The organism is Agromyces sp. Y182, assembly GCF_059445385.1.
In genome coordinates this window covers 2,490,549-2,517,277 of the sequence record NZ_JCAIUF010000001.1, presented here as the reverse complement: position 1 = coordinate 2,517,277, position 26,729 = coordinate 2,490,549, and the positions used below count along the sequence as shown (strand labels likewise).

General features: G+C 66.0%; 30 protein-coding genes. 17 read left to right on the top strand and 13 right to left on the bottom strand.

Going from position 1 to position 26,729, the window contains the following annotated elements; translation table 11 throughout:
* The first annotated feature begins 123 nt into the window (after positions 1 to 123).
* The 3 genes from AC1C2R_RS11575 (at position 124) to AC1C2R_RS11565 (ending at position 1,707) form a co-directional block, all read left to right on the top strand.
* The gene (locus tag AC1C2R_RS11575) at positions 124 to 744 is read left to right on the top strand and encodes a DUF4232 domain-containing protein (RefSeq protein WP_495380013.1); all 621 of its coding nucleotides are present in this window, start codon (positions 124 to 126) and stop codon (positions 742 to 744) included.
* 88 nt (positions 745 to 832) lie between these two features.
* Positions 833 to 1,300, top strand: a complete 468-nt coding sequence (locus tag AC1C2R_RS11570) for a helix-turn-helix domain-containing protein (protein WP_495380012.1) — start codon at positions 833 to 835, stop codon at positions 1,298 to 1,300.
* A complete protein-coding gene (locus AC1C2R_RS11565; protein ID WP_495380011.1) occupies positions 1,297 to 1,707 on the top strand; it encodes a HepT-like ribonuclease domain-containing protein in 411 nt (136 codons plus the stop codon). Before AC1C2R_RS11570 ends, AC1C2R_RS11565 begins: the two co-directional genes overlap by 4 nt.
* Before the next feature lie 106 nt (positions 1,708 to 1,813).
* On the opposite strand, the gene AC1C2R_RS11560 is transcribed toward AC1C2R_RS11565, so the two are convergent.
* The gene (locus AC1C2R_RS11560; protein WP_495380010.1) at positions 1,814 to 3,391 is read right to left on the bottom strand and encodes a DUF3482 domain-containing protein; all 1,578 of its coding nucleotides are present in this window, start codon (positions 3,389 to 3,391) and stop codon (positions 1,814 to 1,816) included.
* On the bottom strand, positions 3,388 to 4,896 hold the full coding sequence (locus AC1C2R_RS11555; RefSeq protein ID WP_495380009.1) for a DUF2868 domain-containing protein: 1,509 nt from the start codon (positions 4,894 to 4,896) through the stop codon (positions 3,388 to 3,390). The genes AC1C2R_RS11560 and AC1C2R_RS11555 overlap by 4 nt, the downstream gene beginning before the upstream one ends.
* Positions 4,897 to 5,111: 215 nt before the next feature.
* On the opposite strand from AC1C2R_RS11555, the gene AC1C2R_RS11550 reads away from it, so the two are divergent.
* Entirely contained in the window at positions 5,112 to 5,348 is a 237-nt protein-coding gene (locus AC1C2R_RS11550) for a hypothetical protein (protein WP_495380008.1), read from the top strand.
* 99 nt (positions 5,349 to 5,447) lie between these two features.
* On the opposite strand, the gene AC1C2R_RS11545 is transcribed toward AC1C2R_RS11550, so the two are convergent.
* Together AC1C2R_RS11545 and AC1C2R_RS11540 are read right to left on the bottom strand one after the other, a co-directional pair.
* Positions 5,448 to 5,630 carry a hypothetical protein gene (locus AC1C2R_RS11545; protein ID WP_495380007.1) on the bottom strand — a complete coding sequence of 61 codons (183 nt, stop codon included), beginning with the start codon at positions 5,628 to 5,630 and terminating at the stop codon, positions 5,448 to 5,450.
* 108 nt (positions 5,631 to 5,738) lie between these two features.
* The gene (locus tag AC1C2R_RS11540; protein ID WP_495380006.1) at positions 5,739 to 6,143 is read right to left on the bottom strand and encodes a very short patch repair endonuclease; all 405 of its coding nucleotides are present in this window, start codon (positions 6,141 to 6,143) and stop codon (positions 5,739 to 5,741) included.
* Positions 6,144 to 6,314: 171 nt separating this feature from the next.
* Here AC1C2R_RS11540 and AC1C2R_RS11535 point away from each other — a divergent pair, with 171 nt between their 5' ends.
* Complete coding sequence (locus AC1C2R_RS11535) at positions 6,315 to 7,499, top strand: DNA cytosine methyltransferase (protein WP_495380005.1); 1,185 nt, start codon at positions 6,315 to 6,317, stop codon at positions 7,497 to 7,499.
* On the opposite strand, the gene AC1C2R_RS11530 is transcribed toward AC1C2R_RS11535, so the two are convergent.
* The 3 genes from AC1C2R_RS11530 to AC1C2R_RS11520 all read right to left on the bottom strand — a co-directional run bounded on the left by AC1C2R_RS11530 (position 7,477) and on the right by AC1C2R_RS11520 (position 10,647).
* Positions 7,477 to 8,454: a NaeI family type II restriction endonuclease gene (locus AC1C2R_RS11530; protein WP_495380004.1), complete on the bottom strand. Its 978-nt coding sequence runs from the start codon at positions 8,452 to 8,454 to the stop codon at positions 7,477 to 7,479. The two genes, AC1C2R_RS11535 and AC1C2R_RS11530, sit on opposite strands and share 23 nt — an antisense overlap.
* Positions 8,455 to 8,641: 187 nt before the next feature.
* A complete protein-coding gene (locus AC1C2R_RS11525; protein WP_495380003.1) occupies positions 8,642 to 9,553 on the bottom strand; it encodes an NgoMIV family type II restriction endonuclease in 912 nt (303 codons plus the stop codon).
* 89 nt (positions 9,554 to 9,642) lie between these two features.
* Complete coding sequence (locus tag AC1C2R_RS11520) at positions 9,643 to 10,647, bottom strand: HNH endonuclease family protein (RefSeq protein WP_495380002.1); 1,005 nt, start codon at positions 10,645 to 10,647, stop codon at positions 9,643 to 9,645.
* Positions 10,648 to 10,697: 50 nt separating this feature from the next.
* On the opposite strand from AC1C2R_RS11520, the gene AC1C2R_RS11515 reads away from it, so the two are divergent.
* Positions 10,698 to 11,735, top strand: coding sequence for a hypothetical protein (locus AC1C2R_RS11515; protein ID WP_495380001.1), 1,038 nt, complete (start codon positions 10,698 to 10,700; stop codon positions 11,733 to 11,735).
* 541 nt (positions 11,736 to 12,276) lie between these two features.
* The gene (locus AC1C2R_RS11510) at positions 12,277 to 12,423 is read left to right on the top strand and encodes a hypothetical protein (protein ID WP_495380000.1); all 147 of its coding nucleotides are present in this window, start codon (positions 12,277 to 12,279) and stop codon (positions 12,421 to 12,423) included.
* A 69-nt stretch (positions 12,424 to 12,492) separates the two neighbouring features.
* Here AC1C2R_RS11510 and AC1C2R_RS11505 read toward each other — a convergent pair whose 3' ends face one another.
* Positions 12,493 to 13,659 carry an RtcB family protein gene (locus tag AC1C2R_RS11505; RefSeq protein ID WP_495379999.1) on the bottom strand — a complete coding sequence of 389 codons (1,167 nt, stop codon included), beginning with the start codon at positions 13,657 to 13,659 and terminating at the stop codon, positions 12,493 to 12,495.
* A gap of 486 nt (positions 13,660 to 14,145) precedes the next feature.
* Here AC1C2R_RS11505 and AC1C2R_RS11500 point away from each other — a divergent pair, with 486 nt between their 5' ends.
* The gene (locus tag AC1C2R_RS11500) at positions 14,146 to 15,087 is read left to right on the top strand and encodes a G5 domain-containing protein (RefSeq protein WP_495379998.1); all 942 of its coding nucleotides are present in this window, start codon (positions 14,146 to 14,148) and stop codon (positions 15,085 to 15,087) included.
* 56 nt (positions 15,088 to 15,143) lie between these two features.
* Here AC1C2R_RS11500 and AC1C2R_RS11495 read toward each other — a convergent pair whose 3' ends face one another.
* A complete protein-coding gene (locus AC1C2R_RS11495) occupies positions 15,144 to 15,926 on the bottom strand; it encodes an SDR family oxidoreductase (RefSeq protein ID WP_495379996.1) in 783 nt (260 codons plus the stop codon).
* A gap of 100 nt (positions 15,927 to 16,026) precedes the next feature.
* Here AC1C2R_RS11495 and AC1C2R_RS11490 point away from each other — a divergent pair, with 100 nt between their 5' ends.
* Positions 16,027 to 16,866 (top strand): helix-turn-helix transcriptional regulator, encoded by an 840-nt coding sequence (locus AC1C2R_RS11490; protein WP_495379995.1) that lies wholly within the window; start codon positions 16,027 to 16,029, stop codon positions 16,864 to 16,866.
* Positions 16,867 to 16,956: 90 nt separating this feature from the next.
* Entirely contained in the window at positions 16,957 to 17,328 is a 372-nt protein-coding gene (locus AC1C2R_RS11485; protein ID WP_495352610.1) for a PH domain-containing protein, read from the top strand.
* A gap of 21 nt (positions 17,329 to 17,349) precedes the next feature.
* Here AC1C2R_RS11485 and AC1C2R_RS11480 read toward each other — a convergent pair whose 3' ends face one another.
* A complete protein-coding gene (locus tag AC1C2R_RS11480; protein WP_495379994.1) occupies positions 17,350 to 17,772 on the bottom strand; it encodes a gamma-glutamylcyclotransferase family protein in 423 nt (140 codons plus the stop codon).
* Positions 17,747 to 18,997 carry a hypothetical protein gene (locus tag AC1C2R_RS11475; RefSeq protein WP_495379993.1) on the bottom strand — a complete coding sequence of 417 codons (1,251 nt, stop codon included), beginning with the start codon at positions 18,995 to 18,997 and terminating at the stop codon, positions 17,747 to 17,749. The genes AC1C2R_RS11480 and AC1C2R_RS11475 overlap by 26 nt, the downstream gene beginning before the upstream one ends.
* Before the next feature lie 95 nt (positions 18,998 to 19,092).
* Here AC1C2R_RS11475 and AC1C2R_RS11470 point away from each other — a divergent pair, with 95 nt between their 5' ends.
* Positions 19,093 to 20,229: a DUF2510 domain-containing protein gene (locus tag AC1C2R_RS11470; protein WP_495379992.1), complete on the top strand. Its 1,137-nt coding sequence runs from the start codon at positions 19,093 to 19,095 to the stop codon at positions 20,227 to 20,229.
* A gap of 27 nt (positions 20,230 to 20,256) precedes the next feature.
* Here the strand turns inward: AC1C2R_RS11470 and AC1C2R_RS11465 are convergent, their stop codons facing one another.
* Entirely contained in the window at positions 20,257 to 21,207 is a 951-nt protein-coding gene (locus AC1C2R_RS11465) for a DMT family transporter (protein ID WP_495379991.1), read from the bottom strand.
* 250 nt (positions 21,208 to 21,457) lie between these two features.
* Here AC1C2R_RS11465 and AC1C2R_RS11460 point away from each other — a divergent pair, with 250 nt between their 5' ends.
* Complete coding sequence (locus tag AC1C2R_RS11460) at positions 21,458 to 22,081, top strand: nucleotidyltransferase family protein (protein ID WP_495379990.1); 624 nt, start codon at positions 21,458 to 21,460, stop codon at positions 22,079 to 22,081.
* Positions 22,082 to 22,330: 249 nt separating this feature from the next.
* Here the strand turns inward: AC1C2R_RS11460 and AC1C2R_RS11455 are convergent, their stop codons facing one another.
* Positions 22,331 to 23,683 carry a hypothetical protein gene (locus AC1C2R_RS11455; RefSeq protein WP_495379989.1) on the bottom strand — a complete coding sequence of 451 codons (1,353 nt, stop codon included), beginning with the start codon at positions 23,681 to 23,683 and terminating at the stop codon, positions 22,331 to 22,333.
* A gap of 174 nt (positions 23,684 to 23,857) precedes the next feature.
* Between AC1C2R_RS11455 and AC1C2R_RS11450 the strand changes: the two genes are divergently transcribed.
* From AC1C2R_RS11450 to AC1C2R_RS11430, 5 genes are all read left to right on the top strand, one after another.
* Positions 23,858 to 24,040, top strand: coding sequence for a hypothetical protein (locus AC1C2R_RS11450; RefSeq protein WP_495379988.1), 183 nt, complete (start codon positions 23,858 to 23,860; stop codon positions 24,038 to 24,040).
* 285 nt (positions 24,041 to 24,325) lie between these two features.
* Positions 24,326 to 24,886 carry an RNA polymerase sigma factor gene (locus tag AC1C2R_RS11445; protein ID WP_495379987.1) on the top strand — a complete coding sequence of 187 codons (561 nt, stop codon included), beginning with the start codon at positions 24,326 to 24,328 and terminating at the stop codon, positions 24,884 to 24,886.
* Between the two features lie 40 nt (positions 24,887 to 24,926).
* Entirely contained in the window at positions 24,927 to 25,526 is a 600-nt protein-coding gene (locus tag AC1C2R_RS11440; RefSeq protein WP_495379986.1) for a hypothetical protein, read from the top strand.
* Positions 25,527 to 25,837: 311 nt separating this feature from the next.
* Complete coding sequence (locus AC1C2R_RS11435; RefSeq protein WP_495379985.1) at positions 25,838 to 26,461, top strand: nucleotidyltransferase domain-containing protein; 624 nt, start codon at positions 25,838 to 25,840, stop codon at positions 26,459 to 26,461.
* A gap of 81 nt (positions 26,462 to 26,542) precedes the next feature.
* A complete protein-coding gene (locus AC1C2R_RS11430) occupies positions 26,543 to 26,719 on the top strand; it encodes a hypothetical protein (RefSeq protein ID WP_495379984.1) in 177 nt (58 codons plus the stop codon).
* The last annotated feature ends 10 nt before the right edge of the window (positions 26,720 to 26,729 follow it).

The window sequence follows — 26,729 nt, the reverse complement described above, 5'->3', positions numbered from 1 at the left end:
GGTCGTCCCCTCGGTCGATGTGTTCAGGCTAGTTCGCCCGCTGCCCCGCCGCACCGGGGTTGCGTAATCGAATGTCGGCGAGCCACCCCGCCCTACCCGGCGGGCCGGCCATAGCCTGAGCCGGTGACTCGACTCGCCGCTCGACCCACCCTCACCGCCCTCGCGACGGCCGCGCTGGCCCTGCTCCTCACCGGTTGCGCCGGCAGCGGCGCGACGCCGACGACCGCGCCACCTACCTCCGCGACGGCCAGCCCAACCACGTCGCCGACGACTTCGCCGAGCCCGTCGGCGAGCGTCGACCCGGATGCCCCGGCCGGCCAGTGCGCCGACGACGCGCTCAAGATCGAGGTGCAGTACGTCGATTCCGGCGCCGGATCGATCGATTACAACGTCGTCTTCACCAACACCGGCAGCGACTCGTGCGAGCTGCGCGGAGCGCCCGGCGTCTCGGTGATCAACGCGTCGGGAGTGCAGATCGGCGAGGCCGCCGGCCGCGTGGGCGACGACAACCCGCAGACACTCACGCTCGAGCCCGGGGTATCCGTCGCCGCTGCCCTCAACGCCGTGAACATCGACCCCGACGGCGGCCCACTCGACGACTGCCCCGTCGTGCAGGGCAGCGACTACCTCGTGTACCCGCCGCACAGCTTCACGGGCGTCACGGTGTCGACCGGCGAGCCGGTGCCGGCGTGTGAGAGCACGGCGGAGTTCCTGCACGTGGGGCCGGTGCAGCAGCAGGGCTGAGCGAACGGATGTCGCAGGCCAGGCGTTGCTCGCGCCCAGCTGAGGCGGGGCGAGGCTCGATCCGATATCATCGCGATATACTTTCGCGATGACGATGCGAGATTCGGATGCCGCGGCGCTCGTGCGTCGCGCGCGAGACGACGCCGGGCTCTCGCAGCGTTCGCTGGCGACGCTCGCGGGAGTGAAGCAACCGAACCTCGCGATGATCGAATCGGGTGCCCGTGTGCCGAGCGACGAGCTGCTCAACCGCATTCTCAGAGCGGCCCGCATGCGGCCATCGATTCCACTCGAGCTCTTCGCCGAGCGCATCCTCGAGCTCGCACCGACGTACGGGATCAGCGACATCCGCGTGTTCGGTTCGGCTGCTGACGGAACCGACACCGCCGAGAGCGACGTCGACCTGCTCGTCACCGCCGGCCCCGATGTCGACTTCCTCACGCTTGCGGCGTTCCGCCATGAGGTTGCCGAGCTCCTCGGATTCCCGGTCGACGCGGTCGTCGACGACGACGCCGACCCCATCGTGCTCGAGCTCCGACGCGAAGCCGTGCCCCTGTGACCGATGCGCAGAGGGGCCGGTTCACCGCACGACCGCGGGCCGACCAAGACAGTTCGGCACGCTCACTTGTTCGGCTGACCGACGAGGTCGGGCGACTACGGTCGCGCTTCGATCGGGCGGCCGTCGACGGGCGCGCGGTGTTCATCAGCGCCGACTCCGACACCTACGACATCGGCATGCTCGCGGTCATCCATCTCGCCGATCTCGTGAACCGCCAACTCCCTGACGCGATCGCGGCCAGCCTGCCCGAGATTGCACGCGACGGGCTTCGGGCCACGCGTAACATCGCCGCGCGCAATTACGCGGGGCTCGACAACACCCGCCTCTGGGAGACTGTGTCGACTCATGCGCCGGCCCTACTCGACGCGATCGAGACGGCGCTGCGCGATTCAGCGCCTCGGGGCTGATCGTTCGCTTCCCCGCTCATCGGCGCCAGCACGAAGGGGGGAATGTTCCGCGGTACATGGGCCGATGGTGGCACGGAGCTCAGTCACCGATTGCGACCACGGCACGCTAGACGTGGAGGGCGCCGGGGTAGAGGTCGTCGAGGAGCTGCAGGGCGATTTTCCGCAGCAGTTCCTCGATCCTGCGCTGCAGCACTTCCTCGCCCTCGCCGCGCCGCTCCCAGATCGCCGCGAGCCGATCCTGCTCGGCGACGATCGCGTCGACGACCATCGGCCGCCAATGCGATGGATACTCGCCCTGCCGCCAGGCGCCACGGCCGCGGCCGTAGTGCGCCACGGCCAGGTAGCGCAGCAGCGCCGACGTCATAAGGCCGTCGAGAAACGCATCCTCCCAGCGCAGACTCGACTCGGTTCGGCCTCGTACGACGTTGACGCCCTGCGCGATGCCCGCGCCGCCGAGCGCGCCGATGATCGCCCCGGCGACCATGCCGGCACCGAACGTGAGCCCGCCCGCCAACAGGTCGGCACCGAGTCCCGTGAGCGCGCCCGAGACGACGCCGCCCACCGCGGCCGTGCGGGTGCCGTCGAGCGGCGCGTCAAGATGCACGTCGCCCGCCACCCGCTCGAGTACTTCGTCGGTCGCTCGCCCCTCGAGCCGGTGGATCGCGATGAGCCGCTCCATGCCCTGCCGCTGGTCGGCCTGCAAGCGGGCGGCCATCCGCTCCGCGGCATCCGTTCGGGCCTGCGCCTGTGCCGGATTCGGCAGGCCGAGCGAATCGCCGACGCGCTTCGCGAACGATTGCTGCGATGACGACGACACGGTCACGCGATCGGCGGCAGCCCGCGCGACCGGCTCGGCGAGCGCGGCCATCGCCGCGTCGAACTCGCCCATGCGAAGGTCGCGCCACGCGGCCGACAACCGGGCGAAGGCCAGCTCCGAGGCATCCGGAACCAGCGGTTCGATCGCCGCGAACAGCGTGAACTCCTGCACCCAGCAGCGCGCGAACGCGTCGAAGGCGAGCACGTCGCGCACGTTGGTCGAGGGGCCGAGCGCGGCACGCCAGCGCGCGGCATCCGCTTCTTCGGCAGCCCGCTCGCGCGGCGGGCCGGTCTGGTTGAGCAGCACGAGCACGGGCTTGCCTACCCACTCGAGCACCTCGAGCTCGGGGGCGAGGTAGCCGGCGTCGGCGGGCGCCTCGGCCGCGTTCACGAGGTAGAGCACCACGTCGGCCTGCTCGGCGACGTTGCGCACCGCGAGCTGGCTGAGCCACAGCGCGCGGTCTTGATAGCGGTCCCACACCTGCGATATGAACCAGCCGATCGGGTTGCGGTTCTGCCGCAGCCGGCGCGCGAGCCGCACACTGTCACCGAAGCCGGGGGTGTCCCACAGCGTGAGCAGGTCGCCGTCGGATGTCTGCACGAGCGGGAACGGCGTCGCCTCGGCGGTGACGTGCGGGGCGTCGCGCACCTCGCCGACGTCGCGCCCGAGCAGCGTGCGCGCGAGCGTCGTCTTGCCCGCGTTGGTGTGCGAGATGAGCGAGAGCGACACGGCGCCGGCATCGAGCCCCGCGACCCCCGCCGCTCGACCACCCGCCGGTCGAGACTCCGCTGGTCGAGTAGGCAGCGAAGCAGCCGTATCGAGACCTCGCCCACGATCAAGCCGGTCGGATGCCGCGTCATCGCTCATACCCGCCCCCGCGCCTCGTTCGCGGTGCCGCCATCGTGAGCGGATACCGCGGCAGCGAGCTGCGCCTCGGCCGCGGCCAGATCGGGCCCGACGAGGTCGACGAACACCGCAACGCTCCCGTGCGCCTCGAGCAGCTCGCTCCATGCCGCACGACGATCGTCGCGTCGCTGGGCGTCATCGCCCCACCGCGCGAGAAACGCCGACTCGTCGACGAGCACCACGGTGGTTCCGGATGCCGCGGCACGGCCGGTGCCGCCGCCGCCACCGAGCGCCGTGAGGAACGCCCCATGCGCGTCCTCCTCGGGCGTGGCCGTGAGGCTGAACAGTGGCAGGCGAATCTCGCCGGCGTCGGTGAACCTCGTGCCCGCGGCATCCGTCGCCTGGCTCTGCTCGACGTCGTCGCCCCACGCGACGGGAGCGTCGATCGTCGCGGCGGCGTTGCCGTAGGCCCGAGCGAGCACGGCCTCGAGCCCCGCCCGCGCCTCGGGGGTGAGGCTGTAGCTGTACGGGATGACGCGCACCCGCGCCGGCTCGCCCACCCACGCGGCGATGAGCCGGCGGTAGTACGGCTCCTCGAGCGGCAGCACCACTCGCTTCGCGCGGCGTCGCTCGACGAGCCCCGCGACGAGGGCGAGCACGAGCCGCGGCACGATGACGACGGCGGCGACCGTGGCGGCCATGAGGTGCATCCACATCGCGGCGTTCTCGCTCGAGGGCGCGCGGATCGCCTCGATCGCGGCCACGTCGGGCACGGGGATGCCGGTGATCCATGACCCCGGCGCGAACGTCACGGCGAGCAGGGCGCGCACTTGCTCGGCACCGAGGAACGTGCTCTCCCACGACGCGCGGTACTCGAACGTGAGCCCGCGGAGGTAGAGGCCGGCGATCACGCCGAGCGCCGTCGCCGCCGCCGCGAGGTGCAGCACGCGCGCGGCCCGCGCTCCGTAGAGCGGCGCAGCGACACGCACCCAGTCGCGGGGCAGCGTGGCAAGCACGGTGCGCCTGGCGGCGGTCGATGCATCCGCTCGGTTGCTGTCACCGGATGTCCGCACCGACGCAACCCGAATGAGCAGCGCCCGCACCGGACCGGCCGCCCCACGCCCCAGCACGAGCGGGCGCACGAGCAGCCAGACATAGACGAGCAGGTTCCACGCGACGAGCGCGAACACCGGCGGTGCGAGCAGGTTGATGCTCGACCCGCCGCCGATGCGATCGATCAGCAGGCCAAACAGGAACGAGGCGACCACCGTCACGACGCCCACCCACGGCCGCCATCGGATGCCGCGCACCGTGCGCGTCACGGCGGGCTGGCGTGTGCCGATGCGCTCGAGCACGAGCTGCGCGCGACGCCCGAGGAACTCCTCGGCGCTCGCCCGCTCCCCCACGACGGCCGCGGCTGCCCGGCTCGCCCACTCGCGGTCGGCATCGGACCACAACACGCGATCGCGGTCAGCCGTCTCGACGGCGCGCGCCGCGGTCGTCTCGAGGGCGGCGGACTCGTCCATATGCGCCACCCTATGCCGGGGATGCGATTCTCATACTCTTCGACGTGATCGCCGCAATGAGCTTGCACGCAACTGGGATCTGAATCACTCGATCGCCATGCGAATCTCCTCGGCGAATGTGCGGTGCGAAGAGGCGTCGGGAAGGCTGAGGCTGATGTAGCCAAGCACCACGCCGATGAGGCCGGCGTACGTCGACAGTCGCGCCGCGCGCGAGCGTGCGCGACCCGCTGACGAGTCCGGGCGCGAGCACTCGCGATCACCGTGCCGTCGGTGCCCATATTCTCGACGTCGGTGCGAGCCGCCAGCGCATAGTCGCCATCGAACACCAGGTGGATGTTCTTCGCACGTCCCAGCTCCCCCTCGAGCAGGCTGGCAGCTTCACTGATGTCGCGGTGATCCTCGATCGCGATGACCACGTTGACGGCGAGCAGCACGACCGTCGCGGGCAGTGACCGCGTCGCGGTCTCCCCCGACACAAACCCGACCGGCAGCACGCCAGCGGTCTCGGCGTCGACGACCGCAAGCGCATCGCCCGGCGCTGGCGGCCGCAGCTACGAGACGACGAGCGCTCCGACGCAGACCGCCGCGGTCAGCGATGAGGCGAGCGCGATGAGCGGGAGGATGGCCGTGCTGAGGCCGGTACTCGCGGGTGCCGGGAGCTGCTCGGTGGCTGTGCCGGCAAGCGCCAGGTCGACGATGATGTGGTGCAGTGCTGGGCCGACGAAGTGTACCATGGCGGGAGGCCACTCCGGCTCGGACTTTGAGCAGTCGAGACAGCCGCACACAATTGCGATTCCAAGCGACACGCTGACTCGTAATCATTACAGCCATGCAGGCGCCAATTAGGCGGATCGCACGACCGAAATAATGCGTTCGGCAACTGTGATGGGATCCTGATGTTCCCAGAACCGGAGGACAGCCCAGTTGCTGGCGATCAACAGCGCGTCCGTCTCGCGATCGCGTTCAACGTTTCGACGAAGCTTCGGGATCCAGTAGTCGCTGTTTCGCTTCGGTGAAGTGGCATGCTGGGGGCAGCCGTGCCAGAAGCAGCCATCGATGAAGACCGCGATGCGTTTGTTAACAAAGACGAGGTCCGCTCGCCGACGACCTCCGAGGGGCGCGAAGTCCACGCGATAGCGGAGACCGGCTGCATAGACGAGACGCCGCACAACGAGCTCCGGGCCTGTGTCTCGCCCGCGATTCGACTGCATCGATCGCCGCGAACCGGCCGAACTGGCCCAAGACATACATTAAAGGTATAGCTTCTGCAACACTTGCTCCCCCGTTTGCGGACGGGACCAGCGAAGCGGTTCGATCACGGCGCCTTCGTAGCGGGCCGCTAGCCATGTGCAGCGAGGAACGCCACCGAATCGGCGGGGCAGTGCTCCAGTGTCCGCGGGGGTGCGTACTATTTTCGTATGACCACTGAGCCCCGAATGATCGACCTGTTTGCTGGTTGCGGGGGCATGACGGTTGGATTCGCGAACGAGGGTTTTCGCCCTATTCTCGCGGTCGAATGGGACAAAGCCGCCGCCGCAACCTACGCCGCGAATTTTGGACAAGATCACGTCATCGCAGGGGACATTGCCGATGTGCCCGACGATGCGATCCCAGAGGCGGATATCGTCATCGGCGGCCCTCCATGTCAAGGCTTCTCGAACCTGGGGCTCAAGGACATCAGTGACCCCAGGAATCAGCTCTGGCGAGAATTCATGCGTTTCGTAAAGCATGCGAAGCCCAAAGTTTTCGTGATTGAGAACGTCGATCGGTTCGCCAAGTCTCCTGAGTTCCAGATGCTGCTTGCTGAAGCCGATCATGGCGCCTTGGTCGAGTACGAACTCCAGCACGCGGTGCTGAACGCCGCGGACTACGGGGTGGCACAGCGCCGAAAGAGAACCATCATCATCGGGTCGCGAGTGGGACGAATCGCGCTCCCCGAGCCGACTCACGCAAAGGATCCGGCCGCCGGTTCGGGACTCCTTCCTTGGCGTACTGTTCGAGACGTAATCGGTGGACTACCCAGTTTTCCCTCCAGCACGGATCTCCCGGCAGGCAAGTCCGATTTCTTTGGCCTGTCCATGCCCGGCGTTTTTCGGGGGGTTGACCTGCATATGAAGCGCACGCCAACCGACAAGAGCCTCGACCGTTATAGCTTCATTCCGCCGGGCGGAGGACGCTTCGATCTCCCTACCGGCCTTCTCCCGGACTGCTGGGCGAACAAGCCCACGGGTACGACAGATGTCATGGGTCGGCTCCGGTGGGATATGCCGTCCGTCACGATTCGAACCGAGTTCTTCAAGCCGGAAAAGGGTCGATACCTGCATCCGCAATGGGAGATCGGCGAGTGGGACGATAGCCATGGTCGACACAGGGGTGATCCAAATCGCTCAGTGGACCGGGTCATCAGCCACTACGAGGCTTCATTGATTCAGGACTTTCCCCACGATTACCGCTGGGTTGGTTCGAAGATTCAGATTGCCCGACAAATCGGCAACGCTGTTCCCTCCGGCTTGGCAAGAGCGATTGCGCGACAGATCAAGCCCCACCTAGCTTCGGCTGAGGCGGAACCGGGCCGTCGAGTTAGAGAGTTGGCTGCGGCGTAGCCGAGTTGCCCGAGACAGCCGACCACTCAATGTCGAGCTGACCTTGAGAAACGTCGACTGGCCCGACCTTCCTGCCTGGACTAATCGCAACCCACGCATCACCTGTCAGGTCGAAGCCCCACTGCTCTGCGCGAGCGCGATCAGCCTTCCAAGTGCCGACCAAGACTTCCAACCCAGACCCGGCGAGGGCTGCTTCCTTGGCTTGGCGCGCCCGACGCATCGGATCCTTGTTGCCGAAGCAAACCGTCTCGATGGAAGATCTCGGAATCACAGTGTCCGGCAGAAACCGAAAAAGCGAGACAAGTCGTGCAGTTTGCCCAACTCGTGGCGCAAACACCACTTCGATTTGCTCATCGGTAAGTCGAACTAGTGGTTCATGTGGAAGGGGTGTCCATCCGATTAGCGGAAGAGAGAATCTTGCAAGAGCGTCCGCAGAAATGCCCCGCTTGCCGTCTTTGTTTGCCCCCTCGTTCAACCAGCCACGATGCGCACGAATGAGAAATGAGCGGTGTCTTGCTCGCGCCGTGTCCACCTGGAGCAAGAGACTGATCTGACACTGCCCCTCGGTAGGAATCATCCAGTTCGTTCTGATCGTCGCTTTGAGTTCGACCGGAATGCCGCGAACGATCGTGTCCAACGGTGGTTCCTTGTAGAGGCCGAGCTCGTTCAGCACCCTGTACTGGAGTTTCGTGCCCACGGAGGCCCGCTCATCGGAATCGACATCCGGACTGGCCAAATCGAAACGACCCGTTCGCGCACCGTCAAGGACGTATTTGACGGCGTCGTCGACGGCCCTGGTTAGGTGCACTTCCAACGGTTTGGTCTTCAGCCACGACCATACCGTCTGCAGGTCGACGTCGTCGCCTGGTGCCACGATGAGATGGCCGACGGTATCTATCCCGCGACGCACGTCCGGAACGCAGATGCCTTCGGGCTCGAGCGCCAGTCTCTTCACGCTCGAACACTAGCCGATCACGGAGGACGGGCGCGGGCCAGGCGCAATCCGAAGAGCCTCGCCTCGCTATGCCAGCGCGGAGCTCGGCATCGTCGCTGGCCGGACGTTGCGCGGCATGGTGAGCTCAACCCGGCATCGAACTCCTAAGTATTGACCGGACCGCGCAATTCCGCCAGGTAGTGGCAACCTACTCCGCTGATACCTCTACTTCGATGGCGCCCTCGTGCAGATCAGCGGCGCCTAGCGTTGGCACTCCATCGAGTTCGTGAACAAGATCGTCATAATCTCGCAGCCGACGCTGCCGAACTAGGCGGTCGAACGTGATTGCCGGGCTCCAACTCCCGATCTTCGAAGCCCGCACATCGTCCATCGCTCGCTGGAGTGCAGGTAGATCAAGGTGATACACGCAATCGATCGCGCCAGACCCATCCGCAAGGATCTTCAGCATCGAGGGCCGCGGTTCGATCGTGACGACTGCAAAATGCGGCATTCGTCCTCGCCGCTGCGATGACAACTTCGCACCCTGCGAAATACAATCTTGAGCGCGATCAGTCCGCAAAGACCATTTCGATGACAATGCGACATGCAACTCGGGCAACCGATGGTGTTGAAGCTGGCCGATGGTTACATCCAGTTTGAGTAGCGATTCCTCGGGCATTCCTGATTTGAGCTGAGCGATGAGTTCGTCGTGTCGATAAAAGCGATCGACCATCTTTGTAACCCGTCTCTTCAGGCGGCTAGCCTCACTCGAGGGGGGGAGATTTGACACTTCTTCCAACAGGCTCACCATTTCCGGGGCGGTGGCCTTCGCACCCCTCCGGAACTCCGGGTAAACCGCAAGGTGCTTGAACTGATCGAACTCGAATGCCGAGCGCGAACGCGAGACAAGAAGATCGCGACGGCGCGGCGCTAAGTCCTCGATGACGGCGAGTTCAAGCGCCGCACCAGGGTCGGTGCCAACAACCTGGCCGGGCGGCACCTCGAGTTGGTCAAACAGCGCCCTGCCGAGCTCGATTGAAAGGACATCGTTGTTGTCCGAGGTGTTCGGGTTTCCGCTCTCACGGAATCCACAGAGGTCGCGAGTGAATGAGGCAGGCATATGGAGCATGATCCCATGCCGGAGCGCCACCTCGATCCGGCGCGCCCGGGCGGATCAAGCTCCGGGATACACCGGAGATCGCGCCGCGCTCACGCGTGCGGGGCCTCAAATGCTGGCCAACGGCTCAGCGCCCAATCGGCCAGCGTGTCCGCCCTAGCCCGAATTGCGGCGCCATCCCAAATGACGTTCTGGTCGTAGACGTGTTTGGTGGTCGAGAAGACAACTTCCGACTTCAGTTTCGCTCTTGCCTCATTCCAGCCGCTGCTCCCCTTCGAGCTATTCGCCTCGCTGGACAACGGAACAAGGTTGGCCCACGTGTGTAGCAATTCAGCGTGTTCGTCAGCGGCGAGCGATTGAACCCAACTGCCTTTGCGGTCTTGTGGCGCGAGGTGGTCGACGGTCATGGGTGGATATGTTTCGAGAATGTCGCTAGACGTGTGGTCTCGCTCGTACTCCTCGAGGATGTAGGCGCAAATCTTGCGATGGTAGAGGTCGCCCGTACGAACAGCTATTTCGAACTGGCTATCTGACGGAAAGTTGACGGTCTTCGATACCATCCCGCCGCGGACTGCCGCTGAGTTCGCCCCGACTGCCCCCCACAGTTTTTTGAAGACCGCGTGCAGGCCGGTCGGCTCTATGCCGCAGATTGCGCGCCGAACAAGGAAGGATTCGATCACCTTCAGGCACTCCGCGGCATCGACCGTCGACACATCCCCTTCTGCAGTTGCTGTCAGCAGTTGCATGACATAGGGGTAGATGGAAGATGGCCGGTTGAGCGAGTTGAGCCTACGAACTTGTTCCTTGACCGGTTCGTCAAGCTGACGAAGTCGGCCTGAATGGATCGCGTTATACGAGGATTGATGGCGACGAAGGCTTCGCACGATTTGAGCAACCGGGTCGACTTTGACGTCCTTCCATTGCTTCGTCAGGGTTGAGAATGTCGTGGCTTGTGTGACGGAATCTTCGAGCGTGAGCGCAAAGGGAAAGAAGTACTTTGCTTTGGCCGCTTCGTCAGCGAATGCGTCCTCAAAGGGTTTCCAATCCTGACTGTAAGCCGCTTGAGCCGCCTTAGGATCTGAGTCCAAGTGCTTCAAGCACTTCATTGCGGACCAGGTCAATGATCCCAAGCCGCTCACCCTCTTTGTTGAGCCGGTCGAACATCCGCTGGTACGTGCTGAGTGTCGAGGCAGGAAAGACTCCAACGGATGCGCTTCGAAATCAAGGCGATCTATTGAGGTTCTGTGTCGACAACGTGTACGAGGCACTATCGCCAGACACGAAGTTGATGCTCGCAATTTTGCGAACGCTCGACCGTCCAATCTCATTCGATGAACTTGCCGTGGTTGCGTCCTTGGACATCGATACTTTGCGTCGGGCCGCGCAGACCCTCTCACAAGGCTCGCTTGTGGTGCGCACACCGGCGCTTGAGGTGGGCGCTCCGGATCTCCTGGAGCTTTCAGCAACGGCGCGTGCGTACCTACCGCGAGTTGATGCTGACAGCGCCGTGATGACTGCCGTGTTGGATCGCGAGGCGGCCTTCGTCCGCGACCGCGAAGAAGCGCGACTCGCCGCCGCACAGCGAGTTCTCGATCCGAACGTCGTCATTGCCCGAGCGCACGAAGATGAGCCGACTGCTCACCTGCTCAGATTGGCGCTGCGCCTCGAGCGCGCGGGTGACCCGAGCGCCGCCGAGTCTCAGATCGCGCGCGCGCGGATGCTCAACCCTGGCTATTTCGAAGTTGATCGGGTTGAGGCGTTTCTTGCGAGTCTTCGGGGAAACGGGCCGATAGCTGTCGCGCGGTACAAGGACGCCATTTCGCAGTGTGTCTCCGAAGAGGAGCGTGCAAGGGTCAGCTCTTTCCTGGCGGGTCATCTTGCCCGTGCCGGCCACGATCTTGGAGCGGCGATACCGCTCGCCGAGTTCGCGCACGAGGTACTCGGCAAAGCTGATACCGCGATGTCATTGGGCAACTTCTATGTTTGGGACAAGCAATACGCCGCGGGCCAGGAGTTGCTTGAGGAGGCCCTTGACATGACGCCAAGCCAGAAACTCAAGCGCATCATCACGACGGCCATCGTAGAGAGTTGGCGGAGATGGGCCGAAGACCAGCTCGCGGAAAAGATGCCGGAGTCGGCCTTCGACAAGGGGCTATCGGTGTCCACACCGGAAAGGCGCTCCTGATTGAAGGGACCCACGACTATCGCCTGGTGGAAGCGGTCGGTCGGGCATTGGTAGTCGCACTTCGCTCGCTCGGGCGCCTGCAGACAGTCAGTGATACTCAACTCGACCGCGTGCGTACAGAAATCCACTTCGTTTCCACCGATGGGCGGTTTAGACAAGTCGATAGCTGGGAGCGACTCACGAGGGGAGTCGAGCAGCTCCCAGATCAGTACTCTCTGCGGATGGTAAATCGACCGCAATCCGTGGCGAACAGAAGCGAGCAGACGGTCCTGGCGCCCGACACCAACGTCTCAATTGGTGAAGGGCCGTCGGATTCGGACCGGCGACTGGGCGTGATTACCAATTGCCGCGAGACTTACGCGTTCATCAGTCATCCCGATTTCCCGGGGAACATATTCTTCCACTTTGGGTCTTTGGTCCCGCCCGAGGACAAGATCTCAATTCAGAGTGGCGTAAGGGTCGAGTTCACACATTCGAAAGATGAAGGCGGCCGGGACCGAGCAGAACGAGTCACGGTGGTGAGATAGCAAACAATTCAACGATGACGCGCGCGTCGACCGCATCCCGCCTGTCCGCAATGACCCCTAACCGCTGGCCGGGTTGTGGCGGAGTGCCCACCGGCCCGATCGAGATCGTCGAGCAGCATGACCTCGCTTCCGCAGCTTCGGTGAACGGCAAGCAGAAATGACGGAAGCCGCGACCGGCGCGCCGAACATGGCGCGCGAGTCGCGGCTCCCATCTCCCCCTCGTCGGCAGCTCAGTCGCCCTTGACGTTCACGATCTGCCGCAGTGTGTGCCTCACCTTCACGAGCTCGGCCGCGTCCGCCATCACCTGGTCGATCGGCTTGTAGGCCTGCGGAATCTCGTCGAGGAACGCGTCGGTGTCACGGAACTCGATGCCCCTCATCGCCTCCCGCAACTGCTCGTGCGTGAAGGTCTGCCGGGCCTTCGTCCGCGAGTACGTGCGCCCCGCGCCGTGCGGCGAGGAGTTCAGCGACACCGGGTGCCCGAGCCCCTCGACCACGTACGACGCCGTGCCCATCGAGCCGGGGATGAGCCCGGGTCGACCGACATCCGCCTGGATCGCTCCCTTGCGGGAGACCCACACGCGCTTGCCGAAGTGCTCCTCGCTCTCGGTGAAGTTGTGGTGGCAGTTGATGCGCTCCTGCTCCTCCACCGGTGTGCCGACCCACTCGCTCACCTGCCGGATGACGCGGTCCATCATCTCCTCCCGGTTGAGCAGCGCGAAGTGCTGCGCCCACCGGAGCTCGGCGATGTACCGCGTGAACTCCCGCGTGCCCTCGACGAGGTAGGCGAGGTCGGGGTCGGGCAGCTCGATCCACCACTGCTTCGCGAGCCGCCGAGCGACCTTGATGTGGTGCTGGGCGATCTTGTTGCCCACGCCCCGGCTACCCGAGTGCAGGAAGAGCCACACCGCGTCGGTCTCGTCGAGCGACACCTCGATGAAGTGGTTGCCGCTGCCGAGCGATCCGAGCTGCTCTCGCCAGTTGCCCGCGTACGCGGCCGGGTCGAACCCCTTCGCCTCGGCGAGCGCCTCGAGCTCCGCGATTCGCGGTGCGGCGGTTGCGACGACCTTGCGGTTGTACTTGCCCGCCGAGAGCGGGATGGCGCGCTCGATCTGCTCCCGCACCGCCTTCCGGTCGGTGGGCAGGTCGGATGCCGCGAACTGCGTCTTCACGGCGATCATGCCGCATCCGATGTCAACGCCGACGGCTGCGGGAATGATCGCCCCGAGGGTCGGGATGACCGAGCCGACGGTGGCGCCGAGCCCGAGGTGCGCGTCGGGCATGAGCGCGAGGTGCGGGTAGATGAACGGCATCGTCGAGGAGGTGCGGGCCTGATCGACGGTCTTCTCGTCGATCAGGCTCGCCCACGAGACGAGCCGGTTGGTGAGCTTCTGCATGTTCCTTTCCTGTCTGGTTTGCATTGCGTGGGTCCGGGGCCCGAGGGCTCCCGTCGCGCGCAGACAGGAAAACACCCCGGGCCTCGACTGGCACGGGGTGACGAGAATCGCGAACGGATGTCGCGGCGGCGTCAGTGTGCCGGGTCGAGAACTTGGTCGAGTTCGCGGAGCAGCTGGCGCTGCTCGTTCGCGGGCTCGATGAAGGAGGGCTGATTCGTGTGCTGCAGATACACGGCCAATGCCTTCCTTCCAGATTCCCGGGATGCCGCACGGTGTGTGCAGCCTACGAACACTAGCGGTGCGGATGCCTCGGGGTCAACGATTCGATGCTGGGCGCGGCGAATTCTCGACGCCGCCGAGACCGACGGTGTGCCGAACGACGCGGATGCCGCAGTGCTCAGGCCGCCGCACCCCCAGTACTGGGACGCGCGCGACGGTTCTCGCCGGAATAGCGTCGCGGGAGACCTGAACCGAAGGAGTACCCCCATGCCCGCAGCTGACCCAGGCTGGTTCGATGATGGGTCGGGTCAAAAGCGTTGGTGGGATGGCGCGAAATGGACGACCTTCTACGTCGACGCACGCACTGGCGCGGTGATCGACCGCGGAGATTCGCCCGCGGGACCAGTCGCCACCGTGACGACGCAATCAGGCGTGAACCTCAAGGCCGCGATCATCACGTTCTCCATCATCGTCGTGGTGATCTTGGTCTTCTGGGGCCCGGCTGCGCTACTTCTCGTCGCAGGAATCATCGCTGGCGCCGTCGGACTGTACGCGGTGTTGAAGGGATCGTTCGGTCGGCTGCGTATCCGCACGCGCCCGGTTGCCGTGGCCGTTCTCGTCGCAAGCGTCTTCGCTTCGAGCATCGGTGGCGCCGCCCTCGCGGCCACGCAGCAGCCGTCAGAGCAGGTTGCTTCGTTCGTCGACATGGGTTCGGCGTCGCCGCGCGCGACGGTTCCCACGCCAACGCCAACGCCGACCCCGACGCCGGTGCGGAAGGAGTCCGTCATCGAAGAGCCGGCGACGATCGCCTACACATCATCGAGCGTCAACGACCCGAATCTTGACGTGGGGCTGACAGCGGTCGCAACGCCGGGCGCGAACGGTCAAAAGGTCACCCGCATCCGTGTGGTCACGGTCGACGGGGTCGAGATCTCGCGCGAAATCGTCGAAGAAGTCGTGACAGTGCAGCCCGTGAACGAGGTCATCGCCATCGGATCACGCCAACCTCCGCCTCCGCCACCTCCAGCGCCCGCAGACAACGGATGCGACTCGAATTACGAGGGCGCGTGCGTGCCGGTGTCATCTGACGTCGACTGTGCCGGTGGCAGCGGAAACGGACCGGCATACGTCGAAGGCCCTGTTTGGATCGTCGGGTCCGACATCTACGACCTTGATCGCGACGGCGATGGTGTCGCCTGCGACGTTTAGCTCAAGATCCGACATGAGCACGGCAGCGCGAGTTACAGGTGGTGCGCAAGGCAGCGTCAGTGCGAGTTCACCATCGCAATCGCCTGCTCGTACGCCCCGTTCACCTCGGAGAAGCGCAGCGGCTTGACGCGCTCGACGAGGATCTCGGTGGCGTCCGGCTGGCTGGTAAGCAGCGACATGGTCTCGTCGATGTAGTCGTCGAGCGGGAGGAACGCCTCGATGTGCGACCCGCCGGGCATGAGCTCGGTGCGAACAGCGGGCGGGCAGAGCTCGATCACCTGCACCGAGGTGCCGGCGAGCTGCAGGCGAATGCTCTCGCTGAACTGGTGGATGAACGCCTTCGAGGCGTTGTAGCTCGGCGTGACCCGCAGGGGCGTGTGGGCGAGCCCCGATGAGACCGTCATGATCGTGGCATCCGCCCGGCTCTGCAGGTGCTCGGTGAAGGCGGAGATCAGGCGCACTGGCCCGAGCACGTTGGTGTCGATGGTGCGCTCGGCAGTGTCGAGGAAGCCGGCCGATGTGACATCCTCGGGCACCATGATGCCGGCCATCGCGATGAGCACGTTGAGGTCGGGGTGGGCCGCGAGCACCGCGTCGCGGGCGCTCAGCACCGAGGCAGGGTCGATCGTGTCGATCGTGATGGTGTCGAAGCCGTGCTCGGCTGCGAGACGCTCGAGCACGTCGGTGCGGCGGCCGCCGATGACGACGGTGTTGCCGGCATCCTGCAGGCGCAGCGCGAGCGCGAGGCCGATGCCCGAGGTGCCGCCGGGAATGAAGATGGTGTTGCCCGAGATGTTCATGAGTGTCCTTTCGGTGACCCCGTCGTTCGACCGGGTCACCGACCACGATGCGCTGAGCCGCGCTGCGGCACGAGAGACCCGGTTGTCGTAGGATTCCCGGTCCCTCCCTCCGGCCGCCGAGGCAGCGCATGATGGAGGAATGGACCGCGAACAGCTCGCCGACTTCCTCCGACACCGGCGTGAGAACCTGCGCCCCGAAGACGTCGGCCTGCGCCCCGGGGCTCGCAGGCGGGTCGCCGGGTTGCGCCGCGGCGAGGTCGCCGAACTCACCGGCATGTCCGCCGACTACTACACTCGCCTCGAACAGGGGCGCGGGCCCCAGCCGTCGGAGCAGATGCTCGCCGCGCTCGCACGGGCGCTGCGGCTCACGACCGACGAGCGCGACCACCTCTACCGCATCAGCGGTCACCACGCGCCACCGCGCACCTCGCTCGACACACATGTCGCCCCGGCGCTGCAGCGGGCGCTCGACCGGCTCGACGACACCCCCGCCCTGGTGCTCTCGAGCATCGCCGAGACGCTCGTGCAGAACCGGCTGGCCGCCGCCCTCTTCGGCGATCACACCCGCTTCACCGGCATGGCGCGTTCGGCAATCTACAGATGGTTCACGGATGCCTCGGAGCGGGCCGTTTACCCGATCACCGACCACCCCCGGCAAGGCCGAGCGAACGTCGCGAACCTCCGCGTCGCCTACGGCCTCGGCGGGGCTTCATCACGAGCCGGACGACTCGTGCGGGCGTTGCTCAAAGAGAGCGCCGAGTTCGCCGAGCTGTGGGAGCGGCACGAGGTTGCGACGCGCTTCGAAGACCACAAGATCCTGCTGCACCCTGAGGTCGGCGAGATCGAGTTCGACTGTCAAGCGCTGTTTACCGAAGATCAGTCCCAGGTGCTGCTGATCCTCACCGCCGCTCCGCGCACCGAGGCCGCAGACAAGGTCGCGTTGCTTCGGGTGGTCGGCCAGGAGCAGTTCACGTCATAGGGCGACCACGGTCACGTCCGCCGTTACCGCTACGCTGACGAAGCTGCGCGCCCGACGAAGGGCGCTATCGATCGAGGGGATGGCCCACTGGTGGAAACCGCACCGATGCTTGCATGGACGCTTCAGAACGAGATACCAGTGCCGGCGGACGTGAATGCACTGCTCGTCGAGGGCGAGCAGGCGATCGCGTCGTTCAAGACGTTCCGTGATTCCGCGACGTTCACCACGAAGCGGCTCATCGTGCGCGATGCCCAGGGAATCACCGGAAAGAAGATCGAGATCTACTCGCTTCCGTACAGCTCCATCAACATGTGGTCTACGGAGAACGCAGGTGGCATGCTCGATCGCGACGCTGAGGTCGAACTCTGGACCCGGGCAGGCCACATCAAGGTCAAGCTCACGAAAGGCGCTGACGTCCGGCGGATCGACAGCCTCCTCGCCTGGGCTGTCCTTCAGCACTAGCGTGCGGGCAAGCCGCAGCGATCAGTTCGCCGCGTACACCCACGTGTTGCCGCCCGACGCGAGCTGTGCGCGCACACGGCGGTAGTCGTCGACCTCGTAGTCGTCGGCCGCGGCGAGCTGTTCGGCGGTGACGTCGAGCACGCCACCGTCGACTCGATCAGCGGGGTCGTCGGTGCGCTCGAGGATGGGGTGCTCCGCCTCGCCGCTCAGCACGACGACCGCGGGATCGGCGATGCGCAGCATCCGGAACCGCCAGCCCACAAGCGCGTCGGCGGTCGTGGGCAGCTCAGTGCCGAACAGCTGCCGCTGCACCTGCGGCAGGCGCAGGGTGTCGTAGCTGAAGAGGCGTTCGGTAAGGGTAGCGGCGCGCTCGCGGCATCCGTGAAGAGAATGTCGTGAGCATGTGACCGCCGCGTCATCACGGGCCGCCCCACAGCCGGGCATCCTGTCGACGCGACGCGTCGATGTCACGCCGGGCGAGGTGCAGAGCCTCGCCCGCGAGGTACGCGACACTGCGGGCCATCGTCATTGCCTGCTTTCGGTGACCCTCGTGGATCACCGTCTCGGGCGCCGCGGAACTTCCGAGGCAGTGACCGAGATCGATCCGGATGCGCTCGGACTCGGCCAGCCGCGTCAGGGCCTCAGCGCCGATCCACCCCGGGTGGCCGGCGATGGCATCGCGGGCGACGTCGAGCTTTCGATCGGCCTCCTCGACCGCATGGTGCAGGAGGTTCACGGGAGGCATCGGTCGCGCCGCGCGCTCGCGGGCGGCCGCGGTCGCGGCATCCAGCGCCGCATGCGCCTTTCGCAGTCGGTTCAGGTGGGCGAGCGGGTCAGTGTTGACGCCGGCCTGCGGGAGGTCGGCGAGGGCCACCTGCAGCTCGGCGGTCGCGTTCGCGACGTCGCGGGAGTGGGGCTCCTCGAGCGCGACGGCGAGGCCCCGACGGGACTCATCGATGATCGCGGGGAGCCCGGACTCCGCTCGCAACGCCTCGACCTCGAAGGTCTCGACCGCATCGATGAGGGTCGCTGCTCGCCGCACCGATTCGGTGGATGCCTCGAGCGCGAGATCGGCCTGCTCGCGCTGCCCGGCCTCACGTCGTCGCTCGGCCACGCCCACGCTGTGCTCGGCGAATCCGAGCAGCTGTTCGGCCTCGGCCGGGTTGGCCTCCACCTGAGCGAGCGCCTCTCGCGAATAGCGGGCGGCGAGCTGATCGATGGTGTCGCGCGCGTCAGGGACATGGGTGCGCAGGCGCGCGACATCCGCTCGCACGCCTGCGATGGTCTCGGGAGCCCGCCGCGCTCGCGCGACTCGGTCGGCGAGTGCGGAGGTCTGCTCATCGAGCACGTGCTCGGCCCATTCGCACAGCGCCACGATGAGCGCGTAGCGCGCCCGCACTTCTTCGGCGGTGCCGCCCATCGCATCGTGATTGAGCCGGTTCAATCGAAACGCGTCGCTCAGGTGTCTGCGCACCGCGACGAGCGCCGCGCCCGCCGGCGCGGTCGATTCGGAACCCAGTTCCGCCTCGGCGAAGCCGAGCTCGTCGGAGGCGACGCGCATACGATCGTCGGCGGCGAGCACAGCAGATGCAGCCCGCTTCGCCAGCTCGGCATCGTGGACTTCGAGTTCTTGCGCACCGACCCTGCGCCTGACCCTGAACCCGGCCATGCTCCGATCCTAGGTTCACCGCTCGGCGCCCGCTACGGGCGGCGGAACCCGGTTCGACGAGTGCGACGTGACGCCGGCTCTGTCACCATCGAGAGATGAGCGACCCGACGAAGGCGCCCGCCGGGTGGTACGAAGACGGGTCCGGCGGACGACGGTACTGGAACGGCGACGCCTGGACGCAATACGTCGCTCCCGGCGCCGAGACAGTTCCGTCGACACAGCTCGCGCCCGACGCGGCAACCACCGCGGTGTTGCCGACCCCTGATGACGGCCCGACGATTCCGTTCGTCTGGGGTTCGCAGGGGCCGGATGCCGCGGGGTACGACTACCGCGACGCCCCGACCACCCCGTACACGGCGACGGCTCCGTACGCCGCGACCGCTCCGACCACGCCGTACGTGGCCGTCAACGCAAGCCCTGACACGACGACGGAGAGCTACGGCGCGCCTTCCGCGACGGTGCTGCCGGGGCATCCATTCACCGAACCGTCGAACCCTGGGCCGAACGTGGTGGGCATCATCGCACTCGTGGTCGCGGTCGTGGGGCTCGTGTTCGCCTTCATCCCCGCCGTGAGCGGCTTCGCATGGATCTTGGTGCCCATCGCGTTCGTACTCTCGATCATCGGCCTCTTCTTGCGCGGCGCGAAGTGGCCTGCCGTTATGGGGCTCATCGTGTCGATCATCGCCGCGGTCGTCGGGCTCGTGATGTTCGTCACCTTCCTCGTCGCGTCGATCGGCGACGCGATCGACGGCATCGACGAGGCGATTCCCGACGTGCCGGCGCTTCCGCTGCCCGACCCCGATCCTCAGCAACCCGAGGCGCCGGTGGCGGGCGACCTCGCATTCGGCGAGACGATGACCTGGGACGACGGTGTCGCACTCACGGTCTCTGTGCCCGAGCCGTACACCCCGAGCGACTTCGCGGTCGGCGCGACGCACGCGAGCAACGTCGTGTTCACGCTGACGATCACCAACAACTCGACGGCGGATCTGCAGGCACTGCCGCTCCCGAGCCTTTCGTCGGGCGATCAGGACGTGAGCCAGATCTTCGACATCGGCGGCGATGTCTTCGAACCGGGCGACGACGTCGGCTTTCCGCCGGTGGACACGATCGAGCCGGGCGAGTCCGTCAGCTGGCGGGCCGCCTGGTCGCTCGACGACCCGAGCTCCCTCACACTCCAGGTGGCGCCGAGCCTGCTGTATCCGAGCGCGACCTTCACGAACGTGCCGTAGCGGCCGGCGGCGGGCGGCTACGCGCGCCTATTCGACCGCGCGCTCCCGGCTCGATGGCTCGGGGCCGTGCTCTGCACCGACCGCCTCCGGCCCCGCCGCTGCGGTCGGTGGCGTCGGCTCGAGTCGACGGCGCGTCACGAGGAAGGAGCCCAAGAGCACGAAGGCGAACCCGACGATCGTCCACACGGTGATGCGCTCGCCGAGCACCAAGACGCCGGCGACGACGGCCACGGCCGGGTTCACGTAGGTGATCGTCGTCGCCTTGACCGGCCCGATCTCAGCGATCAACCCGACCATGAGCAGGAACGCGAGGGCGCTGCACACCACGGCGAGCACGACGATCGACACGATTACGGCGGTGGACGGCATGGCGGTCGGCCAGCCGCCGGTCAACAGCACGAACGGGATGTACACGACAGCGGTGGCCGCCAGCGACACGGCGACGACCCCGACGCCCGGGAGGTCCGACATCCATCGTGCGAGGATCGCCGGCCCCAGCGCGTAACCGACGACCACGACGGCGATCTCGGCGACCGCCAGAAGATCGGACCCCGCGACATCGAATCCCACCAGGGCCGCGACACCGAGCATGCCGAACCCGATGCCCAGCCAGTTCACGCGCGAGAGCCGAGCAGGCCGGCCCATCGCGAACGCGACGGCCACACCGGCGAGCGGCACGGCGGCCAGCAGCAGTCCAGCGGTCGAACTCGGAAGGCGCTGCTCGGCCGAACTGAGGAAGTACCACGGCAGCACGATCTCGACGATCGTGTAGGCGAGCATCGGCTTCCACCGCCGCACCACCGACACCACCTCGCGCCGGAAGAACGCGAGCGGCATCAGGAGGATCGCCGCGAGACCCGACCGCGCCAGCACCACCATGCCAGGGTCGAGTTCGCTCACCGCCACCTTGATGAAGAGGTATGGGATGCCCCAGGCGATGCCGAGGGAGACGAACAGGATCAGTCCGCGACGAGTCACTCGCCCATTCTGATGGTTGCGGCCGACAGCCGCCGACGTCGGGCTGCCGAGTGGCCGCGAATTCCTGCCGAGCGCCTCAGTCGAACATGCCGTCGAGGAGGCCGCGAACTGCCGGCCGATGCACTGCCAGTGTGGTTCATTGAGCGAGGTTGGCCTGCTCACGCTGTTTCTACTCTGAACAGAATTCTATTCGATCGCGTATAATTCTGTTGGATGACGTAGAATTTTGGGCAATTCATTGAGGAGCATCATGCTGTTGCAGCATCCGTTCGAAGCGGTGACAACGTCTGTCGACGGTGATTGCCTCGCCGTGCTCGCGAAGGCCGATCACGAGTTCTCGGTCTCACGCATGTTGCCACTTCTCAAGAGAAAGCGCTCGGTCACCGGAGTGCGCAATGCGCTCGATCGCCTCGCGGAACAGGGCGTCGTCAATGTGCGCCAGGTCGGCAATGTGAAGAGCTACTCGCTGAACCGCTCCCACTTGCTCGCACAGGCCATCATCGAGATTGCCACCGTTCGCGATCGATTCGTCGAGCGAGTGACCAGCGAACTTTTGCAATGGCAACCGGCTCCTGTCTACGGTGCACTGTTCGGATCGGCCGCCCGGGGTGAAATGCGCACCGACAGCGACATCGACATACTTCTCATCCACCCCGACGATGCCGACATCGAAGCGTGGACTGATCGAGTCGTCCATCTGCAGCGTCTGGTGACCACCTGGACCGGCAACGACACCCGCGTGCTGACCTTCTCCGAACACGAAGTACGCGAGCACAGCACGAGCGAACTTGTTCTCCGTAAGATCTCGCAGGAGGGGATCGGCCTGATCGGACCCACGAATTGGCTGCGACGAATGACGACGAGGGCATCATGAGCCCGTTAGTGAGTCCCGGCGCACGAGCGGGGCGGCTCAAGAAGGCCAAGTCACGATGAGGCAGCCAAGCTCCTCGCGAAGGCCGATGCCGGGAGCGCGAAGCAGCTCAATGCGCTGCTCAGCATGAAGACGAAGGCCGGGTACAGCGATGTGCCCGTCTCGAACGATCAACTTGCTCGCGCCAAGCGAGCGCTGGAGGGGCTCGTCGACCGAGCCACGCGCTGACGCGACCGCGCTGGTCTCGTGCGGTCAGTCGAACATGCCGTCGAGGAGGCCGCCGATGACGAGGCCACCGAGGATGCCGCCCATGACATCGGATCCGCCGCCACCGCGTCGACCGCCGCCGCCCCAGTCGGAGCCACCGCCCCACTGCCCGGGATCCTGCGGCCGTGATGAGTCGATGTCGCGCTGTGCGAGCTGCAGGGCCTCGCCCGCGAGATACGCGACGCGGCGGGCCATCGCCATCGCCTGCTCCCGGTGATCCTCATCGATGACCGTGACGGCCGCTGCGGAGGTGCCGAGGTAACGATCGAGGTCGATCCGGATGCGCTCGGACTCGGCCAGCCGGGTGCGAGCGTCGGCGCCGATCCAGCCGCGGTGGCCGGCGATGACATCTCGAGCAACCGCGAGTTGCCGGTCGGCGTCGTCGATGGCATGGCGCACATGCTCCAGCGGCGGAATCGGGCGCGCCGCACGCTCGCGGGCCGCCGCGATCGCGGCATCCAGCCCCGCGTTCGCCCCGCGTAGCTGACTCAACTGCGCGAACGGGTCGGTGTTGACGCCGGCCGGCGGAAGGGAGGCGAGCGCGGCCTGCAGCTCGGCGACCGCGGTCGTGACCCCGGCGCTGTGCGGCTCCTTGAGCGCGACGACGAGATCCCCGCGGGAATCCTCGACGATCGCCGCCAATGTCGACTCCGCCCGCAACGCCTCGACCTCGAAGGTCTCCACCGCATCGAGGAGTGTCGCCGCCCGACGCACCGACTCCGTGGATGCCTCGAGCGCGAGATTGGCCTGTTCACGCTGACCGGCCTCACGCCGCCGCTCGGCCACGCCCGCGCTGTGCTCGGCGAATCCGAGCAGCTGATCGGCCTCGGCGGGGTTGACCTCCACTTGGGCGAGCGCGTCTCGCGAATAGCGGGTGGCGAGCCGTTCGACGGTGTCGCGGGCCTGCGGAACACGTGAGCGCAGGCGCTCGGCATCCGCTCGCACGCCCGCGATGATCTCGGGAGCCCGGCGCGCACGCGCGATCTTTTCGGCGAGGGCAGCGGTGCGCTCGTCGAGCAGATCTTGCGCCCAATCGCACAGCTGCACGATGCGTGCGTTGCGTGTGCGCAGCTCCTCGACGGTGTCGGGAATCTCGTCGTGATTGAGCTGGTTCAACTGGAACGCCTCGCCCAAGTGCTGCCGCACTGCGCCGAGCGCCTCGCTCAGCTCCGTGGTCGCGTCATGCCCCAGCTCGGCCTCGGCGAAGACGAGTTCGTCGGCGGTGAGGCGCACGCGCTCGTCGGCGGCGACCAAGGCAGTGCCGGCGCGCTTCGCCAGGTCGGCATCCGCTTGGACCTCATGCTCATCGCGTTTGCGCTTGCCCCAGAATCCGGCCATGCCTTCGATCCTAAGGGCGGCGCTGGGAGGCGGCTGATGTGGAAGAGCTGAGGAGCGGATGGCGCACGGCGTACACGCGGCAACGCTGCATCCATATACTCCCGATGCCGCGAGGAGTAGCGTGGAACGGGACGACGGCGCTCGGCCGTCGTCTCGACACGAATGGGGACGACCGTGGCCGAATTCGAGGCGCAGGCAGCAATTTCGCAAGCTCGAGAGGCAGCGAGCCTCGCGAGTTTCGACATCCAGAAGCTGTCGGAGGATTCGGTTGAACGGCAGGCGCTGCACAACCTGCTGACCGCGGTCGACGCGCTGATCAACGCGGTCGACTCCGGGTCCGACGCCGACGCCGGCTGAGCGAACCAGTACTCACCCGAAGGCGAGTAGGAGCACCCGCTCGACTCCGAGCAGGAACTCGCGAACGCGGTGCTCGTGGAACTCGCCGACCAGTCGCACCTCAGCAACGACTTCCGCGGCGTGGTCGGCCTGAGCGCTGGCGCGTACCGGCGGTCGGTGCGAGCGGCGGCGACATCCGCCTCAACCGCTGCGGCATCCGACCATTCGCATCGCGAACGAGAAGAATCGCCACACGAGCTGTGACCTTTGCCCATTCCGCGACATCTCTAGGTTAAGGAGGTGCACGTGGACCAGAGCGAAGGCACCGACGCCGATCTCCTCAGGAGGTTGGCGGGCGGCGACAATACGGCGTTGCCGATCGTGTTCGATCGGCACGCAGCGGCAGTGACCCGGTACGCGTGGGCGATCGCCCCGAGCCGGCTCGACGTCGAAGAGATCGTGCAAGACACCTTCGTCACCGTGTGGCGCAAGGCCGCCGAGATCACGATCGCCGACACGTCGCTGCTCCCCTGGCTCCTCGTCACGTGCAGGTACCTCGGAATGAACGTCATCCGCAAATCAGCACGCAACCAGGCCGACGAGTTCGACGAGAACTCCTCGAGCCACGCGGGCTTCGTGCGCGACCAGTACGACGCTGAGACCGCGCGCGACGAGCTGCGCTGGGTGCTCGACGAGATCGAACGACTCGACCCCATCGACCGGCAGGTGTGCGAGCTCTGCCTCGTCGACGGCCTGCCCTACGCAGAGGCCGCGGAACAGCTCGGCCTCACCGTCGGTGCCGTGAAGCAACGCGTATCCCGAAGCCGGGCCCGATTGAAGAAGGCGGTGACCCTCGATGAGGTCTGATCCTCCGACCGGAGACGAACTGACACGCCTCCTCGTCTCCATGAAGCGCAGCGTGCTCGATCAGGTCGCGCACGAACCAGCCCCCGCCAAGCGCTCCCCCGTGACCGATCGCATCATCGGCCTGACCTTCGGCGTGGTCCTCCTCCTCGGCGTCGGCACTGGAGCGGCATTCGCCTTCGGGGTCGTCCCGTTCGGCGGAGAACCGGGCGCCGCGCCCGTCGCGACGCAGACATCCGCGCCGAGTGCGATACCGGTTCCGACACCGACCCCGCCGGAGTACGTCGTCGAGTCCGGGCAGCCCGACCCAGAAGTTGCGCCTCCGTCAAATGAGTTCACGGCCGAATTGGTGTATCAACTCTGTACAGGAGCCGTCCGGGAGGGCGTAGAGGCGCACGGAGGATCGTTCGATCCCGTTCCCTTCGCGGAGGCAGAAGTCGTCGCACGTGAGGACGGACGGTTTTACGTCTGGGCGGAGTATTCGGATCCGACGCGCGCGCCGGAGTTGCAGAACATCGGCGCCGCGCATTGCATCATCGGAGGTAACGTCGACTCGCCGGAGTGGGTTGTCATGGGTCAAGCCCACCGTGACTATCGAGCGCAGTTCGATCCGAATGAGCCGATTGAGCAATACGGAGAGTAGTCATAGAGGCCCCGAGATGGGGGCCCCGATGACCTCACCGGGACGCTGACTCGCCATTCTGCCTCGTCGAGCACGAACACGTCGGTCGCGCGCGCCACGTAGAGGCGGTGCGGGGCATCACCCGTGCACGATCTTCTCCTACGACACGAGTGCGAGCTTTCAGAAGCGGATGCTTCTACTCATGCGTCGAACGGCGCGGGCCGAGATCGACATCGATCGCGCATGCCCGGGTCCCCAACACTTCTGACTACATTTACAGTCGCGTGATACACTCTGGTAGTCACGTGACGATTGGATAGTCGGTTACCCGTATGGATCTCACCCATCCCGCCTACGACGTGCTCGGAAGGAACCGTGCCCGTGTCCTGCATCGACTCTCGCTGCTCGCTGACGGAGCGTCCGGGCGCAACCTTCACGAACTCTCCGGGGTGAAGGCACTGCGAACAACGCAGCAGATCCTTGATGACCTGACGAGAATCGGCCTCGTCGATGTGCGCCGTCTCGGCAGCGGCAACGTGTACACACTGAACCGGGAGCATGTGCTCTGGACACCGATCGAAGCGATCTTGGCAACGCCCGCGCGCACCGAGCAACACATCGCCGCGATCCTCGACTCCACGCTGACTGAGCACTCCGTCACCACCCTGCTCTATGGATCCTTCGCCCGCGGCGACGCCGGCCCCGATTCCGACATCGATCTTTTCGTCGTGTGGAACGACGACGTCGATGAAGAGCTCGCGACGGAACTCATCGATGAGTCGGCTCGGCGTGTCGGGCGCCTCACGGGAAACGATGCGCAATTCCACGCCGTGACGGCTTCAGAACTCAGAGGCCTGATAGCGCGAAGCGACCCGATCATCGACTCGGTACGCGCAGACGCTCGACCACTGACGGGCCGAGTCTCAGTCGCGCAGCTGCTGAACGTCGGTCGGTAATGGTGGGCCGAACGCGCAATATGACACGCGCCGACACTACGCCGTGCCGCGCGTGAGAGCCACGGCGAAGCAGTCGCGCTGTTGAGGCAGTCTGAACCGGGCAAGCGTCTGGCGCCGGCGTTCAGCCGTTTGCTCGACTCCAAGAGCGACGTCCAATACGCCGCGACGATCCTCACCGAGTCGCGGGCCCGTGATCTGCTGAAGGCGGCAAGACGCCTGACCGAGGCAATGGATGACATTCTTCGGGCGACGACCTGACGGCGGCGCG